Source organism: Bradyrhizobium sp. Leo78 (assembly GCF_059512425.1).
Map to the genome: position 1 here is coordinate 18,758 of NZ_JCAMOT010000053.1, position 25,092 is coordinate 43,849.

Genomic DNA, 25,092 nt, shown 5'->3' on the forward strand with positions numbered 1-25,092 from the left:
CGACGCACTGAGTGAGATCTAGGCAAACGAATCCTATTCCACATACCCATAGCGCGCGTAATATTTCTGATAATAATAGCGGCCGTGGTAGGATTCATACCGCGCCAGCATCTTGGTGTCGGCCTTGTTCAGCACCACGCCCAGCAGCTTGTTCTGGATTTCCGGCGAGCCGCGCAAATTGTGGCTGACGACATCGATATTGGTCCTGCCCCACTCGACGACGAACACATAGGAATCCACGAACGACGACGTCACGCGGACGTCGACCACGGGGGCCATCGGCGGCATATCGAGGACCACGTAGTCGAACTTCGAGCGCAGCAGGGTTATCAGCGCGTGCATCGGCTTGGAGGCGAGTATCTCGTTGGTGTGCAGGAGTTTTGACGTTGTGCCGGCGGGCAGGATCGCGAGCCTGGTGACGGGGTCGATCGTCAGCGCGTCCTCGAGCTGCACCTTCTGCGCGACGACGTCGACGAGGCCGGCTTGCGCAGATGGCACCAGCGCGCGCGACAGCGAGGGGTTGCGCAGGTCGCAATCGACCAGGAGCACGCGCGCGCCGCTATGCGCCATCAATTGCGCGAGGTTGGTCGAGAGCGTGCTCTTGCCTTCGTTCGGCAGCGTCGAGGTCACCGCGAGCACGCGGTTCTCGCGCACGATCGAATTGAGATCGACCGCAACTTTCAGCGTCCGGACGGCCTCGGCGAAGCGCGACAGCGGATTCTCCACGACATAGCGGAGCAGGTCCGGCTCCGGGTTGTTCTTCGGCTTTGCGAGCTTGCCGGCTAGCTTCGACTGCAGGCCGGCGGGGAGCCTCGACTGCAGGCCGTCCGGGAGCTTCGACGGCAGGCCGGCCGGCGGCGCCAGCGAGGGCAGGATCGCGATGCAGTTCGTGCCCAGCACCTCCTCCACCTGCGAGGTGGTGCGGAACACCTTGTCGGTGAGCTCGCGCGCCATCGCCGCACCGAAGCTCAGCATCAAGCCACCCATCAGCGCTGCGGCGAGGATGATCAGCGTCTTCGGAGAACTCTTCTTCAAGGGCGCGGTCGCCGCGCTGATCACGCGCGCCTCGGTGATCGGGAAGGATTGCTGCTGCACCGATTCCATGTAGCGCTGCAGGAAATTGTCATACATCGCCTGGTAGGACTGCGCGTTGCTCTCGAGCTCGCGGAGCTGGATCTGCGCCTGGTTGGTGAGCTGGGATTCGGAGACGACATTGGCGAGGCTGGTCTTGATCGCCTCCTCGCGCGTCACGGCGATGTCGTAGTCGCTCTTGTAGGATTCCTGGATGCGCTTGAGCTCGTCCTGGATGTTCTTCTTGATCTCGGCCATCTGGTTGCGCAGGTTGACCGCGGCGAGATGCTCGCTGCCATATTTGGTCGACCAGATCGATTCCTTCGAGGCCATGTCGACATATTGCGCGCGGAGCTTGACGATGGTGTCGTTCTTCAGGGCATCGGCGACGTTGGCGTCCGGAATATCCTGCTTGAGCATGTCGTTCATGCGGTCGAGCCGCGCCTTGGCTTCCGCGGTCGCCGCATGCGCCAGGATCAACTGGCTGTTGACCTCGGCGAGCTGCTGCTCGTTCATCAGCCGCCCGCCGGTGTCGACGATATTGTTGGCGGTCTTGAAATCGACCACGGCGCGCTGCGCGGCGGAGGCCTGCGTGCGCAATTCCTTGATACGGTCCTGCAGCCAGACGCTGGCACGGCGGGTCGCCTGGTACTTCGCCTCGAGCTGGTCGACGATATAGGCGTCCGCGATCGCATTGGCGATCTTCGCCGCCTTCGCCGGATCGAGCGAGGTGAAGCCGATCTCCATCACATAGGTGAGGCCGAGCCGCTTGATGGTGCGGTTCTTCTCGAACCGCTCCAGCGCCTTGCGCGTCTGTTCGAATTCGGACGGCGCGTCGCCGCCCGAGAACAGGCTGCCGACCGCGCCGATCACGGTGCCGATGAGGCCGCCGCCGCCGCCGGTGAATTCGGGATCGTCGATCAGGTGCAGGTCGCGTATCACCGCAAGGCTGATGTTCTCGGATTTCAGGATCTCGACCTGGGTCTCCACGGTCGCCGAGTCCACCGCGATGTCGCCGAGCACGGATTGCTGCTGGAACAGCTGCACCTTGCGGGTGTCGATCACCATCGAGGCAGTCGAGGTGAATTGCGGCGCGGCGGTGAACAGATAGAGCAGCGCGAGGATCAGGCACGCCGAGACGATCGCCACCATGGTCGGAAACTGCCGCCTGATCACCTCCAGATAGGAGGTCAGCGTCTGCGACGGGGAGCTTTCGATTTCGACATATTCGCGGTTGATTTCCGAGGTCGGCTTATTCACCTGCAGCATCTGCAATTCCTGAAATCAACCAGCGTTCAAGTATCGAGGGATAACGGATCTGGATTTTTAATGTTGGATCGCCCCGCGGCCCGCGCGAGCGAGGGAAATACCGTGCCCCAAAGCGCGATGCCGTGCGGCAGAATAGCATGGCGCAGGACCGGGATGAACTTAATTGATGCGGTGCAGTCGCACTCCACACACGAGATTTCGCGTGAAGCTTAACGGCGCTCGCGCGCGACCATGACGCGCGTTTGACACCCCGTCCAAATACGGAAGAGCGGCGCATTGGCGCCGCTCTCGAAAGCCGATTGAGATGCGTCGACTGAGCTGAACGCGCTCAGCGGCGCGGGCTGACGCTGCTGGTCGTGCCGCCGACCGAGCCGCTGAAGTTCGAGCCGGAGTTCGCATAATGCAGTCCGCCGAACGTTCCACCGCCGCCATTGTTGCCGCCGAACGCGGCACCGAAATTACCGGTCGGCCCGCCGGCGCCGGTGCCACCGCCGCCTGCGCCACCACCGCCGGCCGCCGCGATCGCGACGTCACCGGTCGCGGCCTGATAGGCGGCGATCACGTCCTGGTTGTTGGTGCCAGCGATCGCCCGCTGAATCTCGTCGGCGAAGGCCTGATCGTTGCGAGCGGCAAGCCGCGCCACCTGCGCCAGACCCGCTACGATGGCCTTGACCTGATCCTTGCTGGTCGCCGAATCCTTCAGGAGCCCGATCAGCACCGGAAGCGTCGTGGGATCGGACGCCGCGAGGTCGCGCACCCGCGAAATCATCGCCGCGCCGGCTTGCGGATGCTGCTGCAACAGGCTCGTCGGCGAACCCTTGAATTCCGAAATGATCTGCGCCGAAAGCTGCTGCCGCGGCGGATAAACGGCCGCGCTGGCTGCCGATGAAATGGTCGCGACGATTGCCGCCGCCGCGGCGACCCGCAGCGCGAACTTAAGAACGCTCATATAATTCCTCCTGAAATCAGCCGCCCCTGAGCGCGAGAATATCGCTATGCGCGGTGCAACGTAGCGGAACCGGTTCCCGCTGTCCACCCATTCTAAAAACTTCGTTAAGCGGCAAGCGCTTCAAAAATAGACAGTTTTATGAACTTCAAGGGTACGCGGCTGCCGCTGCCCGGCTGCGTCGTCGCTGCCCTCCTGCATCTTGCTCGGCTTGATCGCGGCCTCGCCGGAGCGAAACGATTGCGCTAGCCCAGCGCCAAAAAGCGCAAAGAACGGAATGCTGTAGCCGGGGACCTGCAGAGTAAAGTCGAGCATCGAATGCAATAGCGAGAGGCAGGCGGTGGCTGCTGCCGCAAGCGGAATGATGACATCCCGCCGCCGGCTGAAGATGCCCTTGGCGAGAACGACGAACATCACGATCCAGCCAGCCGCCACCAGCAGTGTCAGCGGAATACCGACCTCGGAAGCAAGCTCGAGCGGAGTCGAATGCGCGGCATCCCAGACGCCGCGAATCGAGATGTTCGGGCTGCGATACGGCGGGAAGGCCCATTGAAAAGTGCCCATCCCGGTGCCGAACCAGGGATTGTCGGCGATGATGCGCAGCGTCGACTTCCATGCCTCCACCCGCCCCTCATCCACCAGCCCCTGCGAGTCAAACCGGCTGGAGACCCGTCCGCCGAGCAATTGCAACAGGCCCAGCGCGACGACGATACCGGACCCGAGCGAAATCCATATGCCGGTGCGCGCTGGCAGATCCTTCCGCAAGAATACGGTGAACGAGACGATCATCGCCAGCAGCGACAGGCCGACGCCCGCGCGTGAGGTCGTCATGAACATCGCCATCAGGCAGATCAGAAGCGCCAGCGCCTGCGGGATGATCTCGCGTGGCGGGATGTCGGCCAGGTCTCTTGAAAGGCGCACCCAGATCAGGCGCCGCTCCGACATCCGCCGCCGGATCTTCTCGAGGATCAGCAGCATCCAGATCACCGCACAGGACCCGAAATAAGCGGCCGCGGTGTTGCGGTTGATGAAGGTCCCGGTGACGCTGCCGAGATAGGCCGTCTTGTCGCGCCACAGGATCATGGTTGGCTCGATCAGGAACGACAACACGCCGTAGAGCGCGTAGATCGCGCCCGAGGCTGCGATCACCCACAGGATAAGCCGCGCCCGCTCACGCTCCGCTCCGATGATCAGACCAAGCAGCAGCGCCAGGACGTTCGCGAGCGGCGCGCCAAGCGCAAAGAAGGCTTCGTTCTTGACGATGGAAGCGGATGGCGCAATCGGCGTGCCGAGCAGGTCGGAGGCCTGTTTCCAGATCGGGTGAAATGGCGCAAGCCAGGGGTGATCGGAAAGCTGCTCGTGCAGCACGAATGCGTATCCCGCAATAATCACCCCGATACCGGCGATGATCCGTGCATGCTCGCTTCGCAGCGCGCGGGTGGAGGCGAGCGCCAGCGCGAGACCGAGGCAAAGGCACCAAAAGGCAATGGAGAGGTCGTTGGTGGAGCCGAACGGAAACGGTGCGCCGGCAACGACAAAAATCAGGATGCTGGTGGAAAGCAGGTTTCTCGACCACCGGATATTGAGCCTGCCTAGCCGCATGAGCCTCTTCGCGCGAATCTCATTATTTCAAGTTTCTCAAGAAGCAGTCGAACGGATAAATCTTCAGGTCGACGTTCAGCCGGCTGTCCCTCGTTTGTGCACGCACCGCATAGAAGGAGCCGCTCTCGTCGCTGCCCTGCCCCAGTTTGATGCCCGGCGTGAGCTCGTCAGCGGGCACTCGGAGTCCGATGTGACGATTGATGGACGAGACCTCGATGCCGTTCTTGTCGTCGCCAAAATTCGCCTTGATCTGTGTGACCGTGACTTTCGGCAAACCCCGTCGCTGATGGCAGGTCTCCTCCTCCCAGATCTTGGTTTGCGCAACCAGCGGTGCGCCTGCGTTTTCTGGAATGACGATATCGGAAAAGGACGGTGAAAGCATGCCAAAATAGCGCGATTCCTGGGAGTTCGCTGACAGACGCACTGTAAAGGAAAGCGCCCCCTTCGAGCCGCGCAGCCGCTCCATCACAGGAGCATTCGGCTCGGCGGAGACGACGACATCGATCCGGTGGCGAACGCCCAGCGTCTCAGACCGGGCCCGGCCTTCGCTTGCCAGCAGGCCGATCACCACGCACGCCGCCGCCGCAGCAGCAAGGCTACCCCGCCCGAGCCGAACCAACAGCATGTGGCCTCTTCAGATGTGAGCAACACGAAGTTTGCTCATAAACGCAAAATGGCACCGAGACAAAGTCACGGTGCCATTTTGTTTGCGTGGCCGAGGTGAGTTACGGCGCGAGCTTGATGTTGTTGCGGAAGATCAGCGCGTCGTTCGAGAGGTTAACCGCATCGCCGCCGGTCGCCATGACCACCCGCAGGAAGGTCAGGAACTTGGCAACTTCGACGTTACGCGAGTTCGAGACGTAGAGGATATCCTGGTTCTTCATCATCACCTTGGTGGCGAGGAAGAAGCCACCGGGATCGCGGAAGTTCACGCTGAAGATGACCGGGATCGTGTCCGAGGTATACTTGCTGATGTCGATGCCGAGCTGAGCCGCCACGTTCCGAGGCTCGCGACGATACAGGAACACCGCGGCCGGATCGGCCTGCGAGTCGAGCAGACCGCCCGCCTTGCCAACCGCTTCCCCAAGATTGATGCGCCAGGCGTCGAAATTGAATTCGCCGCTCTGACCGCTCGCGCCGAACGCCAGGAACTTCTGCTGTTCGCGGTAGACATAGATGCTGTCGTCGGGACGAACGTAGATATTGTTCTCCGGCGCCATCACGAGATTCTCGAACGGCACCGTCGCGCGCTTGCCACCGCGCTCCAACATCACCCAGGTCTCGAAGCCCTGGCCCTTGATGCCGCCCGCGCGGGTGATCGCGTCGAGCACCTTGTCCTTGGCGCCGGCGGCGCTCGCCGGATAGCGCGCCGGCGTGTTGACCTCTCCGAGCACGCTGATGAGCTGCGTGCGCTGGCTCGCCATCGCGACGACGGCCTGCGGCTCGATCGCGCGATTGCCGATCCGCTCGATGATTGCCCGCTGGATTTCGACGGCGGTACGGCCGGCTGCCCTGATCTGACCGGCATAGGGCACGGTGATGAAGCCGTCATTGTCGACCGATTGATCGGGAATGGTCACGAAGTTACCCGGACGCACACCTGCTTCCGCCGGGATGAAAAGACCACCCGCGGCGGCTTCGAAGATCGTGACGCTGACGACATCGCCAATGCCGAACACGATGCTCGCCGGCGGCCGCTGGTCGGTGAAGGCACCCGCGAGGCCCTTCGGCTCGTGGGTGTGAAGGATCTTCACCGTGGTCGTATTGATCGGAATGAGTTCGTATTGCGGCCCATTCTCCGTCGTCTGCGAAAGAACATCATCGGTGAGCGGCCCGGAACCCGGGTTAGTCGAGCAACCAGCAAGTCCCACAGCAAGCAACAAGACAGACGTGCTCAGAAATGAGCCCTTGGCAAACAAATACATTGAATCGCCCCAACTTCCCCAATACGGGCGAGTCCTACGGCGCCGTTCGCACTGCGACAAGACGTTCCGGCCCTGAACAGATGGTTAACGGCGATTTGGAACCGCGAGTGTGGCGCCGACGCAACTATGGGGGACCTTCAGCGGTATCCCTGATCAAATATGCAACATTTATGACAGCGGACCTGCCCTTTAGCTGGGCAGTATCCCGAGGATGGCGGATTCGGTAGGGGTGAGTTTCCCGATCTTCGAGGGTTTGCTAAGCCTGCGTTGATTGACCACTTCGGAGCGCCATCACATGCTTCCAGCCTTGGTTTTGCTGCTGGCGCTCGGACAAGTTCCCCCCGCTCCGGCGAACAAATTAACTTATGAGAACTCGGTCTGCCGCACCGAAGGCTCAGCGCGGGTCTGCCGGATGACCCCGATACCTGTGGCCAATATGTCGAACTGGAAGTTCACCCGGGCCCAGGGGATCAAGGCGGACGAGAGCTTTGTTGCCATCATGAAGACGGCCGACGCGCTGCAGTCCGATCCGGATTTTGCCGGCCTGATCATCCGCTGTGCGCCGAAGGGCAAGATCGAGGTGCTGGTGGCGCTGATCCGGCCATTTCCACCGCGCAGCCGTCCCCGGGTGACGCTTGCCTCGGCGGGATTCTCCCAGAGCTTCGAGGCCACGATGGCCGCCGCAGGGGCAGCGGTGCTTCTGCCCGAAGAAGCTGGCGTGCTGGCCGGCGGCAAATGGCAGACCACGCCTTCGCTGGCGGTGACCGTCAAGGAAAATACCAACGAAATCAAAGGTATCGTTGCTCTCAACGGGCTCCGCGAAGCCTACAGCACGCTGCTTGCAAGCTGCAGCCAGTAAGCTGCAATCTGCATATCCGACTTAAGCGCGTTTTAAGGTCTGGAGCCGACACTCCGAACAGGAGTGTGTGCGTATGGCTCAGGTTGCAATCTTCAGCTTTCTCTTTGGCGCCGTCTTCGGCTTGCGCTTCAAGGTGTTCGTGCTTCTGCCTCTGACGATTGCGACCGGCGCAATTGCGCTCCTGCTTGCCCCGATCCTTTCCTTGACGCTGGTCGAAAGTCTCACAGGCTGTGCGATCGGCTCACTTGCCCTTCACGGTGGATATCTGTTCGGATCATTCACGCGCTTCGCCCTCGCGGCGGCGCGGGCGACGCGCGCTGTGGCTCGTCCGCTCAAGACCGCCCGCTGATCCCCCGCCGCGCTTGCGGATCCAATTGTCACGACCGCTTCTTTGAAATGAAGCCGACGGGAGATATGGTGGCGACTCGGTTCAGGCATTTTCCGAGCAGTCCGATTGTCCGTCGCTTTTTTCGCCCTCCTCTTCGCGCTCGTTTTCACCACCGTTCTTGAAACTTCCAACTCCGGCTTCGTCACCGAGCTCGGAATGGCCGCTGTAGGCGTGTGCCTGCTGGCGGCATCGATGAGCGTGAGCAAGGCGGATCGGGAGCATTTGCTGCGCGCGACGGCGAACCTGCGCTGGGTGTTGATCGCCATTCCGCTCTGCATTGGCGCGCAATTGATGCCAATCGGGTTGTCACTCGCTCATCCGATCTGGACCACTACGTATGATGCCCTGCAGGGAATCCCCTTCGGATACGTCACGGCCGACTTCAGCGGAACGCTCGGCGCATTCCTTCTGGCGCTCGCTTGCGTCGCGCTGATCGGGGTGACGATCGTCCTTAGCAGGGATCGGCGGCGGGCCGAGCTCGTCCTGCTCGTGTTGAGCACCCTGACAGCTCTCGTGGCCGTGCTGAAAATCGTCGATCATCGGCTGCAGGGAGCGAGCATCGGTCCGGATGGCTGGGATTTCGCGACCAGCTTGAGCGGCCTTGGCGTGGCGCTCAATCTCGCCGTCATGCAATTGGCCGCGGAGCGCGCCGAAACGCGTCACGCAATCATCCGTTCCGTTGCTATCGGCATGCTGGGGCTCGCGGGCCTGCTGATCAACGGCGCCGTCATCCTGGGATATTCCGACACCAACAGCGCGGTTGCCTGCGCGCTCGGCGTCGCGCTGTTTCTGCTCATCCTGGTCATTCGCAGGCTGGACCTGTCGGCCCTGGCTGCCAGCGCGATTTGCGTGGTCGCAGCCATTGGCGCGGCCCTCGTTCTGACCTGGATCTTCGAAAAAGGCTCTGGATCGCCGTTGCTGCGGCTTCTGCCGATCCAACCAGAACAAGCGCGCGCGGTCCTCGACCGCCTGCTTGCCGATACGCGCTGGTTCGGTGCCGGCGCCGGAGCCTTCCAGTCCATCGGCCGGATCTATCAATCCGGCGATGCAACGGCACCGCTTGCGGTCCCCTCCGCAGCCATCGCACTATTCGTGGAAACGGGCTGGATCGGCTTGGCACTCGCAATCGCGATCGTGCTTTCCCTGCTGACGCGCCTTGTCTCAGGGGCGCTGCGGCGTGGCCGCGACTCCTTCTTTTCGGCGGCGGCGGCCGCCAGCCTTTGCTTCGCCGTTGTGCAGGGATTTGCCGGTCCCGGCCTGCTACGTACCGGGGCCATCGTCTGTCTTGCAGCGATCGTGGGGCTTGGCCTTTCGCAAAGCGTCAGCCAGGCCGCACGGTGAGCTGAGTTCAGGCGTTGCGATCGCCCAGGGATGCCCAATAGTTGGGGTTCTTGGGCATCTGGATGCGCACCCAGCGGTAGGGCTTGCGCGACCAGGGCGAGATGTTCTGGGTCAGATTGTCGAGGACCAGGTCGCCGCTGAACGTGCGCACGACGACGACCAGGTGATGCTCGCCCCAGGTCGTCACCACCTCGCTGAGCAGAACGGCACGGGCCGGCCACCCCCTTGCGATCAGCTCGTGGCGCTTGGTCACCGCATAGTCGTTGCAGTCCCCGCTTGCCGGATGCAGCAGCCATTTCTCGCCGGCCAGCCCCTCCAGATCGGCCTGTGGCCGAATCCCGGTGTTCACCGAATGGTTGACCTCCTTGAGATCGGCCCAACGCTCGGCGGTGAGCTTCAGCCGTCCGCCTCGGAACACCATGCGGCGCGGTTTGCACTCGCCGGCATATTTGAGGCAAAACATCGTGAACGCCATCGGCGGCAATGTCGGCGCATCGAACTTGATGTATTGGATAGCCCCCCGCAGCGCCATTGGCGTGCCGACAAAGCCGGCCTTCGCCCCGTGCTGCAGCCCGATCGTGAAGATGGCGGCGGCAACCGCCAATATCTTTGCAACTCCGCGCATTTTGCGCCCCCCGTTCTCGTTGCGGGGAAGCTACAAAAGACCTCTTGAGATACAGCTCATTCGCTGCGCGGCCCTTTAGTCAAAACCGAAGCAACTCTTTCTGAAACAATTAACGATATCGGTCCGAAATGGGCTCTGCTAAGAGCCGTGGCAGGGTTGATCGGCTCTAGCGTTTTCGAGCGAAACGGACGTCGGTTCGCGATGAAGAAAACGCGTCAAAACAAGAATCTGGAGCTTCAGCTCCGGAGGCAGGCGAGTTGGCTTAAGGATGGGTCTGACCCGACGCTTTCGCAAGAACATCAAGCCCCGGCTTCCCGATGGCGTCCGCGTCTATGCGATCGGAGATGTCCACGGACGCGCCGATCTTCTTCAATCGCTCTTAACCGTAATTGACGTTGATCTCGACCGTTCGGCGCCGGAGCGCGCCATCCAGGTCTTCCTTGGCGATTACGTCGATCGCGGGCCGCAATCGCGGGCCGTGCTCGATATCCTGATCCAGCGCAGCCAAAGTCACGAAACGGTTTGCCTCAAGGGGAACCACGAGGTCTTCCTGCTCGACGTCCTGAAGGACCCGGCCAAGCTCCAGGAGTGGCGCCATTACGGCGGCCTCTTGACGCTAATGTCCTATGGCGTGACGCCGACCATGAACCCGACGACGGAACAGCAGGTCGAGCTCATCGAAGGATTGAAGCGTGCCTTGCCGCCCGAGCACCTTGCGTTCATCGAGCAGTTGCCGACGTCGTTCACCTGCGGGGACTTCTTCTTCGTGCACGCCGGCGTTCGCCCCGGCGTTGCGCTCGACAAGCAGCAGGATCAGGATCTGCTCTGGATCAGGGAGGAGTTTCTCAATTCCGAGGAGCGTTTCGGCAAATATATCGTTCACGGACACACGCCCGTCAGCGCGCCGGACGTTCGGCCGAACCGCATCAACATCGATACGGGCGCATATGCGACCGGCAACTTGACGCTGCTGACGATACAGGGTGATAGTCTGCTCGCGATTTGAAGTTTCAATTGGGCTTTATCCGGCACCGACGAACGGTGCCCATCCACAAAGTCAGCCGATGAATCAAATGACCTGGCTCCGCGCGACGGGAACGTGCATGGCGGTGATACTGATCGCCTATGCCGCCTTCAGCTTCTGTGCGGACCTAAGTCGGTCGAAGCTTCGTGCAGACGACTTGTTGACGGGCAGACTTCACGGCGAGGCCGCGACAACAGGCTTTGCCTCCACCATCCTCGCCGCGCTGTTTCCACTCGACGGGGATTTTCTCGCTGATCATGCGATCGCGAAGGCAGCGCAGGTTCTGAATCAACCCGCACTCGATCCTGCCACCCGGGCGGAGGACAGTCAGGCCGCTCAGGGCGCCGTCGCGGCCGCGCTGAAAGTTTCGCCGATCAGGCCGGTGCTTTGGTTGACGCTTGCAACGTTGAAAGCGCGGACCGATGGCACCGCCCTTCCCGCGCTGAAGGCGTCCTATCTTACGGGACCAGTGTCGTCCGATGTGGCGTTCATGAGACTTCAGGCCGTCACGTCGAATTCGGCCGCATCGGATGAAGAGATGCGCCTGCTCGCCTTGTCGGATATTCGCTCCGTGCTTTCGAACCGCTCCCGTTTCGAAGCCCCGCTCATCGCAGCCTATGTGCAGGCCACACCGCCCGGCAAAACCCTGCTGATGGAATCCGCGCAGGCCCTGGATCCGAAGTTCGGCAACCTGCTGCGGCGTTACTAGACTCGTGCAGGGTGCTCATGAACGCTGACATGTCGGCTTCTTGAGCAGAACCCATTTAGCTCGATCCGAGCCCTGCCGGGTGTGAGCCGGGTGACCCGTCAAGGACATTGGTCGAAGCAAGAACAGATGACCCAATTGCGATCCCGCAAGTCAGTCGCAACGGTGCTGAACGGGCGTTTAATGCACCGTTCAGTCAACATTCAAAACAGAGCTCTTAGTCTGCAGAAGCATTTGCCACAAAGGAGAAGGCACCAAAATGAAACGGCTTCTGATCATCGGACTTACCGGCTGTGCTTTTGCGCTTGCGCCAACTATGTCGGCGTCGGCTATGCCCGCAGCAACACCCTATACGCTGGGCGGAGCCGATGAGGCGGTCATTCAGGTCAGAGGCGGTCATGGGCACGGGCATGGGTGGGGCCATCACGGCGGTCGCGGCCATCACTACGGTTGGCACCGGGGCCATCACTACGGTTGGCATAGGGGCCATCACCACGGTTGGTACCGCGGCCACCACCATGGCTGGCGGCATCATCACCATTGGCGGTGACTTTCACCTCAGGCCAAAGAAAGGGGCTGCAGGAGTTGGCGGCCTCTTTTCGCTCCCCCCAGTATCTTGGACGCAATAACCGAACGCGCAGCTCGAATTCGTGCTCGATCTTCGCCGCGGCGTGTCCTTGTTGGTCAGTTGCATGCGCCGCAAATAGATATCCGGGCACGCCATCGCGCTTCGAAGGTGTCAGAGTCTTTCAGTGGCACCGCTTGTGCGTCTATTGGATCTCCAGTCGCTATGAGGACGCCGTCAGCTTCTGGAGAACGCGGTGCGGCAGATGCCTCCTTGGGCCACGCGAGCAACGATTTCGAAAGCATGGGCTTGCCCGCATACCAGCATTTTCTTCCGTCGATGAGACGATAGGACCACCACTGCCCTCGCGGATTTGATGGCATCGCGGCGCTGCATTGTTGCGTTGCCTGTGCATTTGACATCCCGATCAACGGGAGCACAGAAATGCAAGCGGTCAAAGCTAACGATTGTAGCGGCTGTCTCATAAGCGCACCCAACCGCTTCGTTGCCGCAATCGGCTTACGGCAACGATCAAGTCGGGGCGTTCGAGTATTCCAAGGATATGGACATCATCCTTGGGGTACGACCGAAAGTCTTCTTCCAAAATGAGTTGGGCTTCGCCAATTGCCTTCAATTGTTGATCAGTCATGGCTGGTTACTCATCAAACAAATAAATACCGGCACGAACTACCGAACGGATAAATCAAGCCATTTCTGGGAAATATCCTCGCTCTTCTTGGAGCATTCGATCAATTTTTGTTTCAAAATAGCGGGTTTTTACCGCACGGATCGACCTGACGCGAAGCCCCTCTTTATGAAGAGACGGTTGTCCGCACATGGCCTGGCCAACGGCGGCGCTCGGCGATTGGTGTGAGAAAGAATTAGTTTTAAGGTCGAACTGCTCATCACTGCGGCAAGGACACCAGCAGCCAAGCGCCCGCGGCCACACATGCAATGCCGGCAGCACGCGCGATCCATCGTCCGACCGGCGTAAGTTTCTCCAAAAGGACAAGCAGTGCCAGGAGCGCAATCCAAAGCACGTTCATCACCCCGCCTACGAACAAAAGCGCCATCAAGACCCAGCAGCAGCCGACACAATAACCTCCGTGCCGAAGCCCCAGCAGCAGGCAGCCTCGCGGGTCGTCGCGAAAGCCGCCGTGGCGCATCAAGAACAGAAACGGCGACTGGCATTGAGCAAGACAGACGTCCTTGAGCGGTGTCCATTGATAGACTCCCGCCGCGATCAGCACGATTGCGCCGAAAAGGTTGCTGGCGATCACCATCCGGGAATCCAGCAGGGCTATCCGCTCGATCACCCATTGGAGAAAGGTTGCTGCCAGCGAAAAGCCGCTCCAGGCGAGGAGATAGCCGGCCGCAAACCAACCGGTCGCAGCGAACGGCTTGCCCTGCGCTTTCCACTGTCGACCGACGCGGGCGTACATCAGGATCATGGGAGCTGCCGAGGGTGCCATCATTCCGACCATCATCACCGCCCACATCAGGAACACATACGCGAACTCGACCGCTCGCCATGGCTCGTTGGCCGGCAACATGATTCCGATCCCGGCCGGGATCATGCGGAAGCCGGTCATGTCCATGCCACCCATGTCCATGTCGTTGGCGAGCCAGAGCACGTAGCCCCATGCCAGCGCGGCAATGATCCCGATCGCGCCGCCGACGATCCAGCGATCGCGCCGCAGCACCGTTTCCAGGCGGCTGTCGATCATTTGCGAGGAGTGCGTCCGGTCTTGTCGAAGCGCCGTGTCAGGCGCTGCATCACGGCTGGTTCGACCAGCTGATCGGCGCATAGAGGCCGTTCTTGCCGGAATTGTCCCAGCGCATGCCATGATCGGTGAACGTATTGCCGGAGGCGCCAACCGCCAACACCATCCTGTCGGGGCTGACCGGATGGCCGATGTTCGCCCACATTTCCCCGCTCGGATGCATGGTCGGCAACGGATCGACGGACATGTGCAGAATATCAGGGATTTCCGCGGACCGCGTCTTGCCGTCGATCCGGAATGTGATCGGGGCTTTCTTCACCCCAAGGTTCTTGCTGATCAGCGGTGTGAACGCGGCCATAGGACCGCCGGCGGCACCGGTGAAGATCGCAGCCAGGGCCTCGGTCTGCTCATCGTCGGCGCGCTCATCGATATAGGCGGCCACCGACCAGTCTCCGTCTGCCATGACCCCAGGTGCGTGGAGGATAACCAGAACATTGAGTCCATCGAGCGCGATGTCGCCATAGCGGCCACTCTCGACGTGGAAGATCAGCGGTACATTACAAAAGCCCTCGGTCGGTCGCGAGGTCAACGGGGGAGCCGCTGACACAAGGCACGGACACACGAGGCTGCAACTGCAATTCTCGAAATAGTCACCGGAAAGGTGCCATGGGACGTCCGCCATCGCTCTCTCCCGCTAGGCCGAACCCGACAGATTGCTTCCGAATGATCTACGTATGGTTGAAAATTACGCTGCGCGGAGAGGAACCGCAAGCCGATTCCACTCCCGGCTCAAGAAGGAGTTCGCTTCCTTCCACTGCCTCTCTAGCTTGCGGCCAGCGGTTTCCTGCCGCGTCCGAGTGCGAATTGGCCGACCGGGCTCTCTACATGAAATTCGAGCTCCGTCATTTTTGCAAACAGATCGATGTTGATCGTACCGATGGCGCAGCCGCCAAGTCCCATATCGGTCGCCGCCAGGTAGAACGTCTGGATCAGGGTGCCAACGTCCTTCAGGATCAGCGAATATGCGATCGAGCTGTATTTCCAGGAAATCCGCCCAAAGCGCGCGGCGATCGTGATCAGGACCTGCGGCGCACCGGCCGCGTCCATGGCAAACTCGGCCGCCGTCGAGAGCGCATGGAGTTGCTGGGCGGAGGCGCCGATCGCGACCAGTGCGTGGCCACCCGCGTCGTAGTGGTAAAGTCCGCGGTCGAGCCCCTCGCAGTTTGACACCGCGAGGTATAATTCCAGCTCGTAGGCGCTGCCCGCGGACGGATAGGGCCTTGTGCTGTAGGTCACTTCAGGAACGCCAGAATTCGCATCGCTTTTCCATTCCGACAGCACGCGGGCTGTAGCGTCGAGAAACTGCGCGAGTTCGGCGAGCGTGATCGGGTGCTCGTCGTCGAAATCCCGTATCGAATGGCGTTCGCGCAACAGCTTCGCGAAGGGTGAGACCGGCCCCGGGGTGGAGAATTTGCGCAGGTCGATGGTCTTGCCGGACCAAGGTGGACGCACCGCCGGCAGCGGTGCAACTGCGCCCGCATAGGCGAAGGTGCCGCCAACTGGATTGGCATGCCGGCCCTCTGTACTCCGCGTGTGAAACAGGAGATCGTGAAAGTCCCACAGAACGAGATTGCCGTCGCCTTCATTCAACCGAAGGCCGTCGCCGCTCTTCGCGTCGAGCTTGAGCAGGATCTGGCTGTCGAGCAGCAGTCCGAGCAGATCGAGGTTGAAGAAGGCCGCCTCGCGCCGAAGCTTGCTGATCTTTTGCGGTCGAGACAGTGCAGCGATCGTCGCGGCGATGGCGGGATCGCCGATCCGAAACAGCGCGCCGGCGCGCGGCGATTCCAGCACCATCTCATTGCCGCGCCGGCGCAGATAGGCAAAGCGCGACAACACGACGATGTCACGATCGCCCAGCTTTGCGCATTGCGGCCAGTATTCAGGGACCTGCGGCTCGATGACCACGAGATCCTGCTCGTCACGCGGAGAGTACAGGCGGTATTCGACAAGCCCGTGCCGCGCCAGTCGATGCACCAGGATGTCGACTTCCCTGGCGACGGCGCTCTTGCCGGCAAAGGAAGCGAGCGGCAGGCCGGCAGCCAGATGTCCCGCGCGATCCATCGCGGCCGCGCTGAATGGTCCCAGACTGACCGAGTAGTCGCCCAGGGCGGCGGCGATGCTTCCGTCCGCCTGCATCTGAAGGGAAAAACGACCGTTCAATCTGATAGCAATGACTGGCGCGATCTTCCTGGCTGGCTTTTTCCGGGGAGCGCGCACGAAAGACCGAGCCTCAGGTGTGTGGTAGGAACGGCGTGAGTTCGCTTTCCTGTCGCGGGCGATCCAATAGTCCAAGCTTCACCGGAACATCGTAAAGCCGGCCCGGTGCGAAGCGGCGATAGAAATGCCGCAAGCCTGGAACGAGCACTCTGACGACGGGGACCTCGACATCGGGCCGCGTTTGGTCGAGCACGAGGAAATCGTATCCGGCGCTGGTGGCGATCTCGACGCAGGCATTGACCTGGTCGCGCGTATTGTCGTGAACCTTAAGGCTCGGCGCCGGCGGGACGATCGGATCGTCGCTGGGGATCAGGAACGGATAATCCTCCAGGCGCAGCGGCGTGACACCGTCAAGCGTCGGCTTCTCGCCGCTTCCGCCGCCCATCATGCCGATTGACATGAACTGGGTCAGCTCGGTGAGCGAACGCAGCAAAGCTATGCGGCAATCGAAATGCGCGCCGGAGCCGAACTCGATATTTTCGTGTCCGTTCTGCATCCAGTGCGTGATCGCCACGTAAGCGGGAATGCCGAGATCGCTGGTGATGTCGAGCACCCAGAGCCTGCGCCCGGCGTCAGCGAACTGCGCTTGCAGATCCTGCACATAGGAATCGTCGAATTGCTTGAGGTTGACCTCGGCGCGCTGCACCCGGTTGTACCACCAGATGGCATAGGCATCGCGCTCGACCAGTTCGAGGAAGCCTTGGACAATGGCTTCCTCGCGGGTGTTGCCGGCCGCGCATCCGTTGGAATCGGTATGGAAGCCGCCATAGAAGAAGTACAAGAGGCCGGTCGGAAGATATTTGAAGCGCTTGTCGCGCAACGACCAGACCGGCGACCACTCGGTCTTGGTCGAGGGATCGAGCGGCTCAGGGACCGGATGTGAATCGTCCGGTGACGGGGCATGTCTGTTTTGAAACTGTGTTTCGCTGAAAAGCTGGACGTCGTTGGGAAGAACGGCGTCGCCGGGAGCGAAATCGATAAAGCGGCGCTCCGTCGTGATCTCGTCGCCCTGGAAAATGCCCGAGTAGCGCTCGATTGCTTCCATCAACGCGCTGGCCTCGCCCTGCTCGGCCGTGGAGCCCTTGCCGAAGCTGCCGCCGCTCAGTCCCGACCTGAGCTGATCGAGGCTTTGGGCCGGCGCAGAGAAATTGTGATAGGCGTAGAAATTGGTGTTCATCGGCAGATCAGCCTCGATCCGCTCGAGCCGCGTCACCACTCCGGTCAGCGGGCTTACATGCTTGCGGAACCGCGCCACCGTGGTTCGCGACGTCACGGTGCGGTATCCGCCGCTGGTCATGATGAGCTTTGTGCCCTCGGCAATCTCGATCGGCGTCGCAGCCCGGCGCGGATTCTGCAGCTTCTTGTTGCCGCAGGTGGGACATTGCGGGCGCCGCGCGACATAGTGCTTGGCGACGACCGCACCAGTGAGATCGAAGCTTGCAATGTGATCGCGCAGATCTGTGCGAAAGCCGGAGGCAATCGCCTTCGCAATTTCGACGGCAGCAAAGTGGATGGCGGTCTGCCCGATGGTGTCGCTGACCAGAGGCGATACGGCGACCGCACGCGCCTGTCCGCGGTCGAGAAACCCCTTGATCTCCCGATTGCGTATCATGCGATCAAACAGACAAGTCCAGCAGGCGCTCTCGCCCGGTTTGAACACGGGTCCCACCAGTGGAAACACGCCCGACGGCTGCACCAGCAGCCAGGGCGTCTTGTCAGACACGCGCTCGCGGTTCATCTCAGCCAATCGCCGGTCAAGATAGTCGCTTACGAGCGTGATCACGAGCTTAGGCGAACGCTTGGCGAAGCGAACGCCGAGTTTGCTCAAGGCAGCGGTAAGTTCGCTCGCGCCTTTGACATCGATCGATTCCACCTGCACCGGGCAATTGCGGAGATTCTGCTCCGCGAGTTCGAGAGGCAGGCCGAGGCTCGCCCAATATCCAGCGACGGCGCCTGCGAATCCGTGCGATGCTGCCGTCACGACATATCGGCGCTCGATCAGCCGCTTGATCGCCTCCTCGATCTTGTCGGGCGGGAAGCTCTTCGAAAGCTGGCGGATGAGCTCTGGCGCAGCCTTTCCATTTTTTCCGATCGCCGTGGCCAGCGCACAATAGAGTTCGCCGTGCAGGAAGAACTTGCGATCCTCGGAATAGAGGCAAACCGCATCGGGAGGCAGGACATAGGCGGTGAAGTTTGGCGCGAACTGCAGGATGTCTTTGCGGGTCTGCTTCGTAACAGGAGTCTTGCGATTGGCTGTCATCGGGTCAGCACGCGGATCTTGTTATTTGCCATTTCAGATCGCCCGCAAGTGTTGCAACGAAAACAGAAATGGCCGGGTCGATCGCGAGCCCGGCCAATGAATTCCTGGCTTGTCGGTACACAATCAGTACGTGCCGCAGCCTAGCACCAGCGGCACCGGCCCCAGGATGCACAGCAACCTGCGCATGCGACCCACGGCACTCCTATGCCTATCCAACCAATGCCACAGCCACCACACCCGACGCCGCATCGGCAGGCTCTGCATCCACAGCCTCCGCAGCCGCGACAACCACCGCATCCGCGGAAGCCACCGCATCCCCGGAAGCCACCACATCCACGACAGCCACCGCATCCGCGCTGGGCTAGCTGCACGCCGCTGCCGAGGTTTTCGTTGTCGAAGAGATGGAAGGTGGCGAGGCTGACGTCGGCCAGCTCCTCTTCACCGAGCGTGATCACCATGCCAGGTGAGAAATTCGGCCTCTGTTGAACGTCGCCCGTCGGTACGGCTGCTGCCGATGCGCTCCCGGCTAGCGAAAAAGTTAGTCCAGCGACTCCCAACGCCGGTACGGCGGTTTTGGTTACTCGCCTCTTTTTCGAAGCTTGCTTCACCCGCGCCATGGTCGCATCCTCCGATGTTGCAAGAAGGATCTTCGTTGGAGTGATCCTACGCCGAGCAAATAAGGCAGGCAAGATTGATGCACACACGAAAATGTAACGACACTCGTTCAGATAGCATTCATCTTCATGAACGAAGCCGGTGCATTTTCGTCCATCGCAACGAGGTCCGCGCCGTAACGCGGATTGCAAAGAGCGCGACTTGATGCAGTGCGCAATCGTCGCCAGGCGTGAGCGGAGGAATTGGCTTGATCAATCAACTCGGACGCTTCGCCTGGTATGAACTCCTGACCACGGACCTCGCGGCAGCAGGTGCCTTTTATGGCGAGGTCGTCGGCTGGGGTGTGAAGGATGCGTCGCTTCCGGAACTGGCCTACACGGTGCTCAGCGCCGGCGACGTTCCGGTTGGCGGGCTTATGGAGCTGCCGGAGGAAGGGCGGCGATTGGGGGCAACGCCGAGATGGGTCGGCTACGTCGCAGTCGATGACATCGATGCGACAACCACACAGATCGGGCGTCTTGGAGGCGCAGTCTTGCTACCGCCAACGGGCAGCAATATCGGCCGAATTTCAGTGGTCGCCGATCCGCAAAAGGCGACTTTTGCGCTGGTCACTGGGCTGACATATGGCCAACGGCAACCCGTCGCGTTGGACGAGCTCGGGCGCGTGGGCTGGCACGAGTTGCTGGCCGAAGACCGGAACAAGATCTTTGATTTTTACGGCGCGCTCTTTGGCTGGCGGAAAGCCAACGCTGAAACCGACCCCGCAGATTTGTATCAATTGTTTTCGGCGGCCGGGCAGACGATCGGCGGCATGCTCACCAAGCTTCCGAGCGTGTCGCAACCGTTTTGGCTCTACTACTTCAATGTCGACGACATCGGCGCGGCTGCCAAGCGCGTGAATGCTGGCGGAGGCCGGGTTCTCCAGGGGCCGATCGAATTGCCCGATGGCTGCTGGATCGCGCGATGTGTCGATCCCCAGGGCGCGCTGTTTGCGCTGCAGGGTGCTCGGGGGCACGTCGCCGAGCGACCCTCCGCCTCGGAAGTCGCTTGGTCCGCCAAGTGGGGTGGCGTTGTTTCCCAGGGCAGGATGGTACTTCCCAAGCCGAAGCGTTAGATTGTTTTTTGACGCGTTTTCTTCGCGCGAACCGGTGTCCACCCTCGGATCAAGTCCGAGGGCATGCTTCGCTCGAAAACGCTCTAATTCATCAGAAATTTGTAGGCGACGATCAAAGCCACCATGGCTGCGAAAATCAGCAGGGCCGGCACGGATTTTCGGACGGCTGGCCTGTTGGGGGCCGACGCGGCCAGCCGAGCGGGCTGCGGCTTACGCTGTCCCTGCGACCGCACGGCGCCGTTATCTACTGACGTCACGAGGGCTTCCAGTTCTGGCGCCGGGCCAAGGCCGCCCATCTCGCCATAGTAGCTGGCGTAGACTTCGCGAACTGCCACCACCTTCGACTCGGCCTCGCTCATCCGCTCAAGCCTGGCTCGATAGTCAAGCAGGAACGCTTGCGCATTTGGAGGTAAGTCATCGAAGCTACCGAGCTTGGCCATCATGAGCCAGGTGGCAAAATCCGCCTCAGCCTTGTGGCGGGCTTTTCGGGCGATGCGGGTGCTCGGGCGTGGGGCCATAATTTTCTGACCGATTTGCAGCGCAAAATCGCGGGCATTGATGGCGTCCGTTGGACGGTTCGCTCGGATGTGCGAGTTGTCCGGGCCCGCGTCAAGCACCCGCTTTGGGTTCTTTATGCGCAGGCCACACCGGCCGGCAAAACCCGGGCTAGCCAGCCAACCCGGTCGCAGCCACCGGGCTCATCGCGCGGACAAAGGGACGAAATCTTCCTGGCGCCGCGGCTGGTCGATGCGGCCGCGGAAGACAAATAGTCCCTTGTTGGTTGAGACGATGTCGCCGGTCTGCAGGCTTTCGTCGTTGAGCACGCGCTCGGTGGCGATGAGGTCGGGATCTTCGGGAATCGGCATGTAGAGCTCGGGGTGCTCCCGCCTCTCGCGCGCGACTTCCCGCGCCCTTCTTTTCGCGTCCTCGATCCTCTGCCGCCACGCGTTGCGGGATATTTCAGGCGGCGGACCATCATCCGTGACGCTGGCCGCGATATCTTCCTGAGCCCGGGAGAGGCTTGCGCCATCGAGGATGCTGAGCGCAAGAACAATGGTGGCCGCCGTCTTCAATCCGTTCATTTTGCTGCCACCGCGCGCAACCGGAGATAAGTGCGCTTAATACCGGCTGCCGCTTCCCCGAGCGCCTGTTCGAGCGGGAAACGCACGCCGTACCCCAAGCGGTGGCGATGGTATGTACGTCGGCACGTTGGGCGTCGCGGTCGGACGCGCGGGCTGCTGGGGCGGATTTACGACGATGACCGAGTTCGCATTCGGGGTCGACGGGTCTCTCACCCCCTGCGCCGCAGCGGCGCATGGGACAATCAGTACAACCGCGAACAACAATACGCCCTTCATCGCCTTGCCTCCTGAGCGACGAGAAACGCTTAAGCCCGCCTGCGGTTCCCGAATCTAATATCGCGGGAGTGCGACAAGTTTGCCGTCCCGATACACGCGCTGCACGGCCATGCCCGCGGGCAGGCTGCCGGTTGCAACGTTGCGAATCGTCGTAGGCCGTGACGCGCTCTGACTTGTCTGCGCCTTCTGCGCGCGCTGCGAAGCCGACATTGGGTAGTTCGGTGGATCCTTGATGCCCTGCGCCAGCGCCGGTTGCATCAAAACGACTGAAAGACCCAGAATTGGCAGGACGCCGCGCATATCAAGTACCAACTAAAGAATGACTACCCGGAATGTTGCAGGTTTTCCGGCAAAAGCAAGCGCCTTATGGCCATCCGCTCTCGGGCGAGCGGTGGCGGCATCCACAGATCATGCATCGGCCTTTGAGGTCCGCGCTCTTGCTGCTAGGCAGAGGGAAGATGTTTGATCAATTGCAATGACTGCTTCCGGCGACCCGTCTGACACTGCACAAAATTCGGCGATGAGGACGGAGTTCATTCGCATTCTCTCCGCGCGGGTGCAGTCCGTCGCCAATGATCCGACGCAAATGCGCGAGCTGGTCTATGAACTGGCCCGCATCCGGCTGCTCGAGCAATTCGGACATGGCGACGCCAGGTATTCGCGGCAGACCATGGAGATGCTCGAAAGCGCAATCGGCGAGGTCGAACGCATCTTCGCCGAGCGAAGCCAGGACATCGTGCCGCCGCCCCCTCCACCGTCCTTGGCGGCCGAAGCGGCGCCCCCGGCAAGAGCGCCGCGCCCGACGGCGGCGCCCTCTCCTTTCAAGCAATCAAAACGATCGGGTGTATTCGGTACAGCCATCTGGCTGGCAGCGCTCTTCCTCGTTCTCGCAATCGCTGGCGCAGCCGTCTTCTACTGGCAATCGGCGCGATCACTTGTCACTGCGTTCCAGAGCTCGCCACCCGCGCCGCGCGAAGCCGCGCCAATCGAGCGTCCGCAGGCGGTGGCCGAGGCACCGGCCGCTCCCCCTGCCCCCGCGGCGGAGCCCAGGTTTCCGCTTCCCAGCACGTTCGGCGTTTTTGTCCTGAGCGATGGGCAACTGCAGGAGTTGAAGCTGCTGCCGGGCAAGGTCCCGGACCGCCGGGTTGCCATTTCGGCCGCGATCCCGATCCCACCCCAAACCAGCGTTCCGAGCGGAGATGTCAAATTCATTACGTTCAGGCCGGAGTTGGGGCCGGATTCCGCCGGCCCGGTCGAAGTCCGCGTCGTCGCCAAAGTCTCGCGGACGATGGGTGTCGACAGCACCGGCACGGCGAAGATGACGCCAGGCGGCGACTCCTGGGTTATTCGCAGCGCGTCCTTTCCGTTCAAGATCGGCCCCGTCGAGGACCAGCCCAAGATGCTGCTGATACAACCGGAGAACGAGGGCCTGGTGCTTTCACCGGGCCGATACGTCCTGGTCGTCAAAGGCGTCGGATATGACTTTTCGGTGTCGGGACAGGTGACCGATCCCAATCAATGCGTCGAGCGCGTCAACGCCGCGAACGGCGCCTTCTATTCGCCCTGCCCGACGCGCGAGCAAAAGCCCTCCAAGCGCTGAAAGGGATTGGTTATTTCGTGTCCTTCGCAGGCTCGGCGTCCATTTTGCCGCCGTTCGCGACGCACTTGTTGAAGAATTCCCGCTGATCCTTGCCCGTCCCCTTGGCGCTGCCGGCGGCCGGATTGCCGATCTGGCGCGGAGGAAACGTCTTGGCCACCAGGGCATCGCAGGCCCGCGCCACCTCGACGGAAATCGCATGCGCCTTCGTATTGCATGCGCACAAGACAACAAAAGCGGTGATCAAGCCGACGAGATTAGCCCTGGCCATCATAGCGCAACCCACGTGTCTTACCGGTCCGGGACCGGTTGAAATCTGGTCAACGGTCAGCGCGTTCCTGGTCCAGCGCCACGTCCCACGAGTGGCATATCAACTCCGAAATCACCACGCAAACGCGCCAGGTTGGCACGGCGGGAAGCCGCGCTCGATGAGCGCCCGTATTATAATACCGCATGATTAATCGGGGCAATAAATATTAATATTATATCCAGCTTTATTTTTATAATGAGATCGGATTATTTATAACCCGCTTTATATTTAAATCGGGATTGATCATGAAGGGCATTATCCTCGCCGGCGGGACGGGATCGCGCCTCTACCCGGCGACGACGGTGGTCTCAAAGCAGCTCTTGCCCGTCTTCGACAAGCCGATGATCTATTATCCGCTGTCGACGCTGATGCTGGGCGGCATCCGCGACATCCTGATCATCTCCACTCCGCAGGACAAGCCGCTGTTTCAGCGGCTGCTCGGCGACGGCAGCGAGATCGGCGTCCGTTTTTCCTACGCCACGCAGGAGACGCCGCGGGGACTTGCAGACGCCTTCATCGTCGGCCGGGAGTTCATCGGCACCGACCCCGTCGCATTGATCCTGGGCGACAACATCTTCTACGGCCACGGTCTGCCGGAGATGCTGTCCGCGGCCTCGCAGCGCAAGAAGGGCGCCACAGTGTTCGGCTATGTCGTGAAGACGCCCGAGCAATACGGCGTGATTGAGCTCGACAATAGAGGCCGCGCACTCTCGATCGAGGAGAAACCGAAGCAGCCGAAATCCAACGTCGCCGTCACCGGGCTGTACTTCTACGACAACGACGTTGTCGACATCGCCGCCAAGGTCAGGCCATCGGCGCGCGGCGAGATCGAGATCACCGACGTCAACAACGCCTATCTCGATCGCGGCGATCTCTACGTCGAGGTGCTCGGCCGCGGCTTTGCCTGGCTCGACACCGGCACGCACGCATCCCTCGTCGATGCCAGCTATTTCGTCCAGATCCTCGAACAGCGCCAGGGCCTGCGCATCGCCTGCCCCGAGGAGATCGCGCTGCGCCAGGGTTACATCTCGCTCCAGGCCTTCGCCAGGGTGGCGCAGAAGACCGCCAAGAGCAGCTACGGCGAATATTTAATGTCGGTTTATCGTTCGTTTGAGCATTAGAGGCAGCTCATCATGCGTTTCAAGGGCTCGACTATTTTTGTCACCGGCGGCGCAGGTTTTATTGGCTCCGCCGTCGTGCGTCATCTCTTGCGTGACACCCATGCCCGCGTCGTCAATATCGACAAGCTCACTTACGCGGCGAACCCCAATTCGCTGCCCGGCGCCGCTCAGAACCTGAACTATAGCTTCGAGAAGCAATGCATTTGCGATGGCGCGGGGCTCCGCCGCCTGTTCGAGAAATACCAGCCCGACGCGGTGATGAACCTTGCCGCCGAGAGCCATGTCGACCGCTCGATCGATGGCCCCGGCGAATTCATCCAGACCAACATCGTCGGCACCTTCACCATCCTGCAGGAAGCGCTGCGCCATTGGCGCACGCTCTCGCCCGAGAAGCG

At 61.3% G+C, this 25,092-nt stretch carries 24 protein-coding genes; 10 read left to right on the forward strand and 14 right to left on the reverse strand.

Annotated elements, in window-relative coordinates:
- Positions 1 to 33: 33 nt before the first annotated feature.
- The 5 genes from AC5ZG1_RS38230 to AC5ZG1_RS38250 all read right to left on the reverse strand — a co-directional run bounded on the left by AC5ZG1_RS38230 (position 34) and on the right by AC5ZG1_RS38250 (position 6,813).
- Positions 34 to 2,340 (reverse strand): polysaccharide biosynthesis tyrosine autokinase, encoded by a 2,307-nt coding sequence (locus AC5ZG1_RS38230; RefSeq protein ID WP_496135976.1) that lies wholly within the window; start codon positions 2,338 to 2,340, stop codon positions 34 to 36.
- 328 nt (positions 2,341 to 2,668) lie between these two features.
- Positions 2,669 to 3,289 carry a hypothetical protein gene (locus tag AC5ZG1_RS38235; protein ID WP_496135977.1) on the reverse strand — a complete coding sequence of 207 codons (621 nt, stop codon included), beginning with the start codon at positions 3,287 to 3,289 and terminating at the stop codon, positions 2,669 to 2,671.
- Positions 3,290 to 3,409: 120 nt separating this feature from the next.
- Positions 3,410 to 4,888: an O-antigen ligase family protein gene (locus AC5ZG1_RS38240; protein ID WP_496135978.1), complete on the reverse strand. Its 1,479-nt coding sequence runs from the start codon at positions 4,886 to 4,888 to the stop codon at positions 3,410 to 3,412.
- 22 nt (positions 4,889 to 4,910) lie between these two features.
- A complete protein-coding gene (locus AC5ZG1_RS38245) occupies positions 4,911 to 5,513 on the reverse strand; it encodes a hypothetical protein (RefSeq protein ID WP_496135979.1) in 603 nt (200 codons plus the stop codon).
- A gap of 100 nt (positions 5,514 to 5,613) precedes the next feature.
- On the reverse strand, positions 5,614 to 6,813 hold the full coding sequence (locus tag AC5ZG1_RS38250; RefSeq protein ID WP_028168372.1) for a polysaccharide biosynthesis/export family protein: 1,200 nt from the start codon (positions 6,811 to 6,813) through the stop codon (positions 5,614 to 5,616).
- A 313-nt stretch (positions 6,814 to 7,126) separates the two neighbouring features.
- On the opposite strand from AC5ZG1_RS38250, the gene AC5ZG1_RS38255 reads away from it, so the two are divergent.
- From AC5ZG1_RS38255 to AC5ZG1_RS38265, 3 genes are all read left to right on the forward strand, one after another.
- A complete protein-coding gene (locus AC5ZG1_RS38255) occupies positions 7,127 to 7,672 on the forward strand; it encodes a hypothetical protein (RefSeq protein ID WP_496135980.1) in 546 nt (181 codons plus the stop codon).
- 73 nt (positions 7,673 to 7,745) lie between these two features.
- Positions 7,746 to 8,021 (forward strand): hypothetical protein, encoded by a 276-nt coding sequence (locus AC5ZG1_RS38260; protein WP_496135981.1) that lies wholly within the window; start codon positions 7,746 to 7,748, stop codon positions 8,019 to 8,021.
- A 195-nt stretch (positions 8,022 to 8,216) separates the two neighbouring features.
- Positions 8,217 to 9,401, forward strand: coding sequence for a hypothetical protein (locus tag AC5ZG1_RS38265; protein ID WP_496135982.1), 1,185 nt, complete (start codon positions 8,217 to 8,219; stop codon positions 9,399 to 9,401).
- 7 nt (positions 9,402 to 9,408) lie between these two features.
- On the opposite strand, the gene AC5ZG1_RS38270 is transcribed toward AC5ZG1_RS38265, so the two are convergent.
- Positions 9,409 to 10,026, reverse strand: a complete 618-nt coding sequence (locus AC5ZG1_RS38270) for a transglutaminase-like cysteine peptidase (RefSeq protein WP_496135983.1) — start codon at positions 10,024 to 10,026, stop codon at positions 9,409 to 9,411.
- 268 nt (positions 10,027 to 10,294) lie between these two features.
- On the opposite strand from AC5ZG1_RS38270, the gene AC5ZG1_RS38275 reads away from it, so the two are divergent.
- Both AC5ZG1_RS38275 and AC5ZG1_RS38280 read left to right on the forward strand, forming a co-directional pair.
- A complete protein-coding gene (locus tag AC5ZG1_RS38275; RefSeq protein WP_464349686.1) occupies positions 10,295 to 11,032 on the forward strand; it encodes a metallophosphoesterase family protein in 738 nt (245 codons plus the stop codon).
- Between the two features lie 97 nt (positions 11,033 to 11,129).
- Entirely contained in the window at positions 11,130 to 11,759 is a 630-nt protein-coding gene (locus AC5ZG1_RS38280; protein WP_496135984.1) for a hypothetical protein, read from the forward strand.
- Between the two features lie 383 nt (positions 11,760 to 12,142).
- Here the strand turns inward: AC5ZG1_RS38280 and AC5ZG1_RS38285 are convergent, their stop codons facing one another.
- Positions 12,143 to 12,475 carry a hypothetical protein gene (locus tag AC5ZG1_RS38285; RefSeq protein WP_496135985.1) on the reverse strand — a complete coding sequence of 111 codons (333 nt, stop codon included), beginning with the start codon at positions 12,473 to 12,475 and terminating at the stop codon, positions 12,143 to 12,145.
- A 408-nt stretch (positions 12,476 to 12,883) separates the two neighbouring features.
- On the opposite strand from AC5ZG1_RS38285, the gene AC5ZG1_RS38290 reads away from it, so the two are divergent.
- Positions 12,884 to 13,195: a hypothetical protein gene (locus tag AC5ZG1_RS38290; protein WP_496135986.1), complete on the forward strand. Its 312-nt coding sequence runs from the start codon at positions 12,884 to 12,886 to the stop codon at positions 13,193 to 13,195.
- Between the two features lie 31 nt (positions 13,196 to 13,226).
- On the opposite strand, the gene AC5ZG1_RS38295 is transcribed toward AC5ZG1_RS38290, so the two are convergent.
- The 4 genes from AC5ZG1_RS38295 to AC5ZG1_RS38310 all read right to left on the reverse strand — a co-directional run bounded on the left by AC5ZG1_RS38295 (position 13,227) and on the right by AC5ZG1_RS38310 (position 18,582).
- Complete coding sequence (locus AC5ZG1_RS38295) at positions 13,227 to 14,048, reverse strand: DUF2182 domain-containing protein (RefSeq protein ID WP_496135987.1); 822 nt, start codon at positions 14,046 to 14,048, stop codon at positions 13,227 to 13,229.
- 49 nt (positions 14,049 to 14,097) lie between these two features.
- A complete protein-coding gene (locus tag AC5ZG1_RS38300; protein WP_496135988.1) occupies positions 14,098 to 14,727 on the reverse strand; it encodes a DUF1326 domain-containing protein in 630 nt (209 codons plus the stop codon).
- 140 nt (positions 14,728 to 14,867) lie between these two features.
- Positions 14,868 to 16,241, reverse strand: a complete 1,374-nt coding sequence (locus AC5ZG1_RS38305) for a SagB/ThcOx family dehydrogenase (RefSeq protein WP_496135994.1) — start codon at positions 16,239 to 16,241, stop codon at positions 14,868 to 14,870.
- 94 nt (positions 16,242 to 16,335) lie between these two features.
- On the reverse strand, positions 16,336 to 18,582 hold the full coding sequence (locus AC5ZG1_RS38310) for a TOMM precursor leader peptide-binding protein (RefSeq protein WP_496135989.1): 2,247 nt from the start codon (positions 18,580 to 18,582) through the stop codon (positions 16,336 to 16,338).
- 862 nt (positions 18,583 to 19,444) lie between these two features.
- Here AC5ZG1_RS38310 and AC5ZG1_RS38315 point away from each other — a divergent pair.
- Positions 19,445 to 20,311 carry a VOC family protein gene (locus AC5ZG1_RS38315; protein WP_496135990.1) on the forward strand — a complete coding sequence of 289 codons (867 nt, stop codon included), beginning with the start codon at positions 19,445 to 19,447 and terminating at the stop codon, positions 20,309 to 20,311.
- An 83-nt stretch (positions 20,312 to 20,394) separates the two neighbouring features.
- Here the strand turns inward: AC5ZG1_RS38315 and AC5ZG1_RS38320 are convergent, their stop codons facing one another.
- Positions 20,395 to 20,829 (reverse strand): hypothetical protein, encoded by a 435-nt coding sequence (locus tag AC5ZG1_RS38320; protein WP_456643048.1) that lies wholly within the window; start codon positions 20,827 to 20,829, stop codon positions 20,395 to 20,397.
- A gap of 180 nt (positions 20,830 to 21,009) precedes the next feature.
- Entirely contained in the window at positions 21,010 to 21,393 is a 384-nt protein-coding gene (locus AC5ZG1_RS38325; protein WP_456642948.1) for a hypothetical protein, read from the reverse strand.
- Positions 21,394 to 22,189: 796 nt separating this feature from the next.
- Between AC5ZG1_RS38325 and AC5ZG1_RS38330 the strand changes: the two genes are divergently transcribed.
- The gene (locus AC5ZG1_RS38330; protein ID WP_456642949.1) at positions 22,190 to 23,269 is read left to right on the forward strand and encodes a hypothetical protein; all 1,080 of its coding nucleotides are present in this window, start codon (positions 22,190 to 22,192) and stop codon (positions 23,267 to 23,269) included.
- A gap of 10 nt (positions 23,270 to 23,279) precedes the next feature.
- Here the strand turns inward: AC5ZG1_RS38330 and AC5ZG1_RS38335 are convergent, their stop codons facing one another.
- On the reverse strand, positions 23,280 to 23,513 hold the full coding sequence (locus tag AC5ZG1_RS38335) for a hypothetical protein (RefSeq protein ID WP_456642950.1): 234 nt from the start codon (positions 23,511 to 23,513) through the stop codon (positions 23,280 to 23,282).
- Positions 23,514 to 23,821: 308 nt separating this feature from the next.
- On the opposite strand from AC5ZG1_RS38335, the gene rfbA reads away from it, so the two are divergent.
- On the forward strand, positions 23,822 to 24,697 hold the full coding sequence (gene rfbA / locus AC5ZG1_RS38340) for a glucose-1-phosphate thymidylyltransferase RfbA (protein ID WP_130229139.1): 876 nt from the start codon (positions 23,822 to 23,824) through the stop codon (positions 24,695 to 24,697).
- A gap of 12 nt (positions 24,698 to 24,709) precedes the next feature.
- On the forward strand, positions 24,710 to 25,092 hold a 383-nt coding region (locus tag AC5ZG1_RS38345; protein WP_496135991.1), incomplete at its 3' end, for a GDP-mannose 4,6-dehydratase.